2 protein-coding genes and 1 pseudogene are annotated in these 2,723 nt (G+C 53.4%); 2 read left to right on the top strand and 1 reads right to left on the bottom strand.

All coding sequences use genetic code 11. The features are described from left to right. Positions 1–205 (top strand): annotated as a pseudogene (locus D5S03_RS01230) (DnaJ family domain-containing protein); the annotation flags it as partial. Positions 206–339: 134 nt separating this feature from the next. Further along, positions 340–759: an FKBP-type peptidyl-prolyl cis-trans isomerase gene (locus tag D5S03_RS01225; protein WP_287042438.1), complete on the top strand. Its 420-nt coding sequence runs from the start codon at positions 340–342 to the stop codon at positions 757–759. 259 nt (positions 760–1,018) lie between these two features. Here the strand turns inward: D5S03_RS01225 and D5S03_RS01220 are convergent. Further along, positions 1,019–2,723: RelA/SpoT family protein (locus D5S03_RS01220; RefSeq protein WP_287042437.1), on the bottom strand; the 1,705-nt coding region annotated here is incomplete at its 5' end.

Raw genomic sequence — 2,723 nt, 5'->3', positions numbered from 1 at the left:
GGAAGTGGAATTGCAAAAAGAAATCACCACCACCAGAGAGCTTCTCCAGAACAGCCGGGAAGAGGAAGAGGCTTACCGCCGCATCCAGAAACTCAATCTCCTGGTCACCAGGATGAATATCATGCGCAAACGCCCGGTGAACCTCGAAGAACACCAGGAATACTACCAGAAAATCGTGAATAAGGTCCAGATAAATAAAAAGTAAAATCCACCCCGCACTTACTTTTTCCAGAGCTGTTCCCGATTCCAGGTGCGACAGCTATGTGCAACCAGCTGACGGCCTGATTAACAAGCCGGAAAAAGTAAGTGCGGGGTGAGAAAAACCAAAGGAGAAGATTGATGTCCAAAGTAGAAGACGGAACCCAGGTAAAAGTACATTACACCGGAAAGCTTAATGACGGAACGGTGTTTGACAGCTCCCAGGACAAGGAACCCCTGGAATTTACCATGGGCAAAGGTGAGGTCATCCCTGGCATCGAGGATGCTGTTCGGGATATGGACGAGGGTGAAAGCAAGCAGGTTACCATCGGCAAGGACCAGGCCTATGGGGACCGGCGCGACGATATGATTATTGATGTGCCCAAGGACAAGTTCCCCGATGAAATCCCCCAGAACGTGGGCCAGCAGCTCATGCTCAAGCACCCTGAAGGCCAGGAGTTTCCTGCAGTCATAGTCGAGGTCAAGGAGGAAACAGTGACCCTGGACGCCAACCATCCCCTGGCCGGCGAAGACCTGAACTTTGAGATCCAGAGGGTCTAGCCCGATGAATGGCTGAAACCAGCCAGGCCACCCACAAAAAAATCCCTGCCGGGGTTACATTTCCCGGCAGGGGAACTTATCCGCAGCGACGTCCCCCGTCTCCTGACTTCTGCTTGCCCCGTGAAACCTGGTTCCCTTTCAGCGTGTTTCACTGGGGTCCTCTGACCTCTGATCCCTGACTTCTGATCCCTGATCCCTGATCCCTGATCCCTAATCCCTGACTTCTGACCTCTGACCTCTGATCCCTGACCCCTGACCTTTATTCCGCAATACGCATAACTTCCTGCACTTCAGGCAGCTTGCGCAGCTTCTCTATGGTTGAGTACAGGTGATTGGAATCCTGGACCATTACTGTAAAAACCACCTCGGTTTTTCCGTCTACGTTGGACTTGAACGTGCCTGCGTCAATATTCACGTCCTCCTTGGTCAAAAGTCCGCTTATCTTGGCCAGGACACCCTTGCGGTTCTGACAAAGCATCTTGATCTTGGCCGGAAAATCCTTGTCCGTCTCCCCGGCCCAGGACACCTCCAGCTTGCGCTCAGGCTCCATTTCCTGGCAGTTGGCGCAATCCGCTGTATGAATGGTCACCCCCCTTCCCCGGCTGATGTAGCCTACAATGGGGTCTCCGGGAAGAGGATTGCAGCACTTGGCAAATCTTACCAGGACATCCCCCACCCCTTTGATCTGTACCCCTTCCTTTTTGGCCACAGAAGGAGCCGGTTTTTCCTCCGGCTTCTCCTGTTGTTCGCCTGTTTCCCCCTTGGCCGGGCGCTGTTCTTCCCGGGGCAGAAGCCTGTTTAAAACCTGCCTGGGAGTTATGCGGGCATAGCCCACTGCTGAAAGCAGGTCATCAACCGACTTGTACGAAAAATCCGCAGCTATGGGCTGAAGCTGTCCCTGCTTTAACACCTTGTTGATGTTTAGGCCCATCTTGCGGCCTTCTTTTTCCAGGACCTCCTTGGCCAGTGCGATGCTCTGCTGACGCTCTTCGTTGCGGATCCACTGCTTGACCCTGGTACGGGCCTTGGCGGTTTTCACCAGCCTCAGCCAGTCCCGGCTGGGATGGCGATGAGGGTCGGTGATGATCTCTACTGTGTCCCCGTTTTTCAGTACTGTATTCAGAGGAACCAGTTTACCATTGACCTTGGCTCCGGCACATCGGTCCCCCACCTCGGTGTGGATCATATAGGCGAAATCAATTGGAGTAGCCCCTTCAGGCAGTTCCTTGACCTCACCGCGGGGAGTGAAAACGTAAACCTCGTCCTCGAAAAGATCAAAGCGCAGTGAGGCCATGAATTCCCTGGGATCCTTGAGTTCTTCCTGCCAGTCCAGGATCTGCCTGAGCCAGGAAAACCTCTCTGCGTCCTTGTCCTTGAACCTGTTTTTGCCGTCCTCCTTGTAACGCCAGTGCGAAGCCACCCCGAACTCGGCCATCTTGTGCATTTCCTCGGTGCGGATCTGAATCTCGATGCGCTCCCCGTCGGGACCTATGACAGTGGTGTGCAGACTCTGGTACATATTGGCCTTGGGCATGGATATATAATCCTTAAACCGCCCCGGAACAGGCTTCCATATGGAGTGCACCAGACCCAGCACGGCATAGCAGTCCTTTATGCTCTGCACCAGCACCCTGAAAGCGATTATATCAAAGACCTGGTCCAGGCTGAGGCCCTGCTGCACCATTTTGTGGTAGATGCTGTAGATATGCTTCATGCGACCCGAAACACGGCCCTGAATGGAGTTTTGCTCCAGTATCTCTTCAATGTTTTTGCAGACCTTCTGGATATATTGCTCGCCTACGACTTTCTGCTTGTTCACCCCTTCCTGGATCTGAAAATAGACGTCGGGCTTCATGTACCGAAGGCTCAAATCCTCCAGCTGGATTTTGAGCCGATAAAGGCCCAACCTGTTGGCCAGGGGGGCATATATGTCCATGGTTTCCTGGGCCACAGCCTTTTGCTTG

The organism is Desulfonatronospira sp. MSAO_Bac3 (assembly GCF_003838035.1).
Lineage (GTDB): Bacteria > Desulfobacterota > Desulfovibrionia > Desulfovibrionales > Desulfonatronovibrionaceae > Desulfonatronospira > Desulfonatronospira thiodismutans.
Note: the sequence above shows the minus strand (reverse complement) of the source record. Positions and strands in the feature narration are given on the sequence as shown.